Origin of the sequence: Paratractidigestivibacter sp., from assembly GCF_052362415.1 — a bacterium.
Taxonomy (GTDB): Bacteria; Actinomycetota; Coriobacteriia; order Coriobacteriales; family Atopobiaceae; genus Paratractidigestivibacter.
Genome location: NZ_DAWEMK010000022.1, coordinates 16,244 through 20,327 on the forward strand (window position 1 = coordinate 16,244; position 4,084 = coordinate 20,327).

Genomic DNA, 4,084 nt, shown 5'->3' on the forward strand with positions numbered 1-4,084 from the left:
GGCCAAGTTCGTTGGCCAGGACATCGTGGTCACCGACGGCACGACCCTTCTGGGCGCCGACGACAAGGCCGGTGTGGCCGAGATCTGCGCCCTGCTGGCCCGCCTGGTCGCCGACCCGTCGCTTGCGCACCCCACCCTCAAGATCGCCTTCGTCCCCGACGAGGAGATCGGCCACGGCGCGTCGCTTCTCGACCTCGACGCCCTCGACGCGGCGTACGGCTACACCGTCGACGGCGAGACCCTCGGAGAGTTCAACTACGAGTGCTTCAGCGCGTGTGAGGCCACGGTCCGCGTGCGCGGCGTGATGGTCCACCCGGGCAGCGCGAAGGACGTGATGGTCAACGCAATCACCGTCGCCTCCGAGTTCCAGCAGCTCGTGCCCGCCTGGGAGCGCCCCGAGCACACCTGCGGCCGCGAGGGCTTCTATCACCCGACCGACATCGAGGGCTCCGCGTCCGAGGTCACGCTCAAGTACATCCTGCGCGACTTCGACTCCGCAAAGTTCGCCGCCCGCGAGCAGACCCTGCGCGAGATCGCCGCGCTCCTGAACGGCCGCTACGGCGAGGGCACCGTCACGGTCGACGTCCGCCAGCAGTACCGCAACATGGCCGAGCACTTCGAGGGCAAGGAGTTCCTCGTCGACAACGCGCTCGCCGCCAACCGAGAGGCCGGCCTGGAGCCCTCGATCGTCGCCGTGCGCGGCGGCACCGACGGCGCGCAGCTCACCTTCCGCGGCCTGCCGTGCCCGAATCTCGCCACCGGCGGCTACAACGCGCACTCGGTCCGCGAGTTCATCCCCGTTCCCAGCATGGAGGCCACGGTGAACATGCTCGAGCACCTGGTCGCCAAGTTCGCCGTCGCGCAGGGGGCGTAAGCGCGTGCCGTACCCCGTCCTCCTGGTCCTCAGTTTGGTGCCCGGCGTCGCCGCCGCCCTTATCGGCCGCGCGAACGCACTGATCCGGCTGGTCGAGCGCCATCACAGCCACCACGACACCTATGTCGTCCCGCCGGATTTCCTCCGCGCGCTGGTGGTGACGATGCTGCTCGTGGGGTGCCTCGGCTTCGTGCTGGGCGCGTTCAGCCTCGCGGGCGCGTTCGGCCCGAGCGCCCGCTGCGTGCTGGCGTTCACCGACGCCTTCGTGTGGACCTTCTTTGGGGCGTGGGTCGTGCTCATGCGCTATAAGGTCTCGCTCTTCGAGGACCGCGGGGAGATCGTCCCGCTGATCGGGCGCAGCTCGTGCTTCTTTTACTCGGATATCGAGAAGCTCGGATGGCGCGGGCGTATTCGCACCTCCGGGTACCGCGACCTCGTGATCGTCGAGAAGGACGGCAGGCGCCTGCGGATCTGGGGCATCGTCGACATCGAGCAGATCCTGCTGCACATCGACCGCTTCGACGTGCTGGAGCCGCTCGCGGCGGGCCCGGAGGACGCGCCCGAGCTCATGCCGAGGGCCCTGGGGCCGTGGCTTGCGGGGGCGCGCCAGCGGCCTGCGGAGCCGGCAGGCGAGGGCTCAGGCAACCTAATCGGAAGAAAGCGGTTTGAACATTGATTAAGCTCGCCCTTTCCGACATGGACAACACCCTCGTGCCGCTCGGCGCCCGCGCCGTGAGCCCGAGCACACGCGAGGCCATCCACGAGGCGCTCGACGCCGGCGTGCTCTTCGGGCCGTCGACGGGGCGCGACACGGTCGAGCTCATGCGCCTTTTCCGCGCGGACAGGGCGTGCTTCCAAACGGGCGTCGTCTCCAACGGCAAGCGCGTGCTCGCCTGCGGGCGGACGGTCTCGCTCACGTTGATGCCCCACGACGGGCTCGTCGCCATCGCGCGGGCGCTCGAGGGGGCCCGGATGTTCCTCGTCTGCTACCCCGCCGAGGCGAACCTGCTCAATGCGATCTACGCCGTCGGGGCGCCCTCCGAGGAGGTGCTCAACAGCTACGAGGCCCGCATCAAGTTCGTGGGCTGCATGGTGGACGAGGTGCCCGACGTCGACTTCGTGGCGGCGACCATCGCCTGCCCCGATGGCCCCGAGCAGATGGACCAGACTCGCCGGATCGTGGCGGAAGTAGCTCCTGACCTGCGGGTCGTTTCTCCTGTGCCGGGCTGGTTCGACATCATGCCCAAAGGCGTGAGCAAGGCGCGCGGTCTGCATGAGCTTCTCGACGCGACGGGTATCGGCATCGACGAGGTCGTCGTCTTCGGAGACGCGGAGAACGACCTCGAGATCCTGCGAGAGGTCCCGTACTCGGTGGCCGTCGCAAACGCGATGCCCGAGGTTGCCAAGGCAGCGAACTATCACATCGGCGCGTGCGCGGACGAGGGCGTGGCCACCGCGCTCCGCGAGCTCGCGCGCGCGGCCCGCGCCGGGCGGATGCCCGACTTCCTGAAGGGATAGGAACGATGGACGAGCAGCTGGACGCCTTGGACGAGCGTGGCAAGAAGGCCGCGGCTGACGCTGCGGACCCGATGGATGCGGTGAGTGCGGCAGATCCGATGGATGCGGCGGGCGCTGCGGAACCGGAGGACGCGGCGTCGGCTTCTGTGCCTGACGGTCCGGCCGACGGCCCGACTGGTGCCCCGGCCAGCGCTCCTTCGCCCGCCCGTCGCTTCCATGCACCCAAGCTGACCAGGAGATCGCTCGTCGGCGCAGGCGTCGCAGCCCTTGCGGTGGGCGCGGGCGCCGCGTCCGGCATTGCCCGGTGCACGGCGGGCGACGCCTCGGTGCCCTCCGAGCCCAAAAGCCCCGAGCCGGGTGCGGCCGCCGGCCCCGACTCGCGTCGCGGCGGCAAGCTCGTTATGTATACCTGCTGCGACGACGACCTGGTCAACGCCTTCGTTCCCGCGTTCATGCAAGAGACGGGCATCGTGGTCGACGTCCGCCGCATGACCGCCTCCGAGTGCCGCGACTCCGTGGCGGCGGAGGTCGCCGCCGGCCGCCCGATCGCTGACGTCGTTTGGGGCGGCGACGAGAGCTGGTATGCGGCGGGGGAGGCCGACTACGAGAAGTACTTCTCGTCGGAGAACGCGAACGTGCTCGACGGGTGCCGAAACACCAGCGGATACGTCACGCCGGCGACGCGCGAGGTGTGCGTCATCGCCGTGAACTCGGCGCGCGCCGAGGAGCTCAGCGTGGAGATCGAGGGCTACGCCGACCTGCTCGATGAGCGGCTCGCAGGGCTCGTCGCCGTTGCCGATGCGGGCACGGATGCCGCGGCGAAGTCCTCCGCGGAAGCGGCGCGCGCCGCGGGTGACCTTCTTTCCGCGTTCTCGACGACGGTGGAAGACGGCAGCGCGCAGCCCGGCGGCGACGCGTTCCTCGCCGCGCTCGAGGCGCAGGCGGGCGGAAACGTGCGCGCGACTAGCGAAGACGTGCTCGAGGAAGTGTTCTCGGGCGCGGCGGTCACGGGGCTCGTGTACGAGCAGCAGGCGGCGGCGATGGCGCGGCTCACGGGCGAGGTCGAGGTCGTGCTCCCGCGCGAGGGATGTCTCGTGGCCCACGGCTGCACAGCCATCGTCCGTGGCGCGACGAACCTCGCGCAGGCTCAGGGCTGGGTCGACTTCGTCTGCGGCGAGACGGCGCAAAAGGGCGCCGCAGCAAAGGTCCGCCTGCGCAGCGTCCGCGACGGCGTCGGCGAGAAGGACGATTTCGTGCAGCTTACCGTCGGTAAGGCGTAGGTCGTTGCTGGGTGAGCTCGTACCTGTCTGCGCCTGGGGTTTGGTCCGGCGGTTTAGCTGAACAATGGATGCGGGTCTCTTCCGCGATTATGGAGAAACCTCCACATCGTTGACTCTGCGCGACTGGGCGCGTATAGTTCTTTCTTGCGCAAACGCGCTCGCAAACATTGCGGGGTGGAGCAGTCTGGTAGCTCGTCGGGCTCATAACCCGAAGGTCGTAGGTTCAAATCCTGCCCCCGCGACCATAAATTGCCTGGTAGGGACCCGAGAGGGTCCCTACTTTTTTGCCACGACACACCCCCTCGGGACAATTTCGGGACAAAACTGGGACAAAAGGGACGCTTGCCATGCATGACATCTGGAATCCCTGGCACGGCTGCGTTCGCGTGAGCGAGGGCTGTGCCCACTGCTA

4 protein-coding genes and 1 tRNA gene are annotated in these 4,084 nt (G+C 68.6%); all 5 read left to right on the forward strand.

Going from position 1 to position 4,084, the window contains the following annotated elements; all coding sequences use genetic code 11:
* Nucleotides 1-874 (forward strand): peptidase T (gene pepT / locus ACT84W_RS03780; RefSeq protein ID WP_444328251.1); only part of this gene is annotated, 874 nt, incomplete at its 5' end.
* Nucleotides 875-878: 4 nt separating this feature from the next.
* Nucleotides 879-1,550, forward strand: a complete 672-nt coding sequence (locus ACT84W_RS03785) for a hypothetical protein (protein WP_444328252.1) — start codon at nt 879-881, stop codon at nt 1,548-1,550.
* Nucleotides 1,547-2,392, forward strand: a complete 846-nt coding sequence (locus ACT84W_RS03790; protein WP_444328253.1) for an HAD family hydrolase — start codon at nt 1,547-1,549, stop codon at nt 2,390-2,392. Before ACT84W_RS03785 ends, ACT84W_RS03790 begins: the two co-directional genes overlap by 4 nt.
* Nucleotides 2,393-2,397: 5 nt before the next feature.
* On the forward strand, nt 2,398-3,672 hold the full coding sequence (locus ACT84W_RS03795; RefSeq protein ID WP_444328254.1) for an extracellular solute-binding protein: 1,275 nt from the start codon (nt 2,398-2,400) through the stop codon (nt 3,670-3,672).
* A 168-nt stretch (nt 3,673-3,840) separates the two neighbouring features.
* A tRNA-Met gene (locus ACT84W_RS03800) sits at nt 3,841-3,917 on the forward strand.
* The last annotated feature ends 167 nt before the right edge of the window (nt 3,918-4,084 follow it).

Coding starts and splice junctions, on each gene's coding strand:
- ACT84W_RS03795 (WP_444328254.1), top strand. CDS start 2,398: ATGGACGAGCAGCTGGACGCCTTGGACGAGCGTGGCAAGAAGGCCGCG.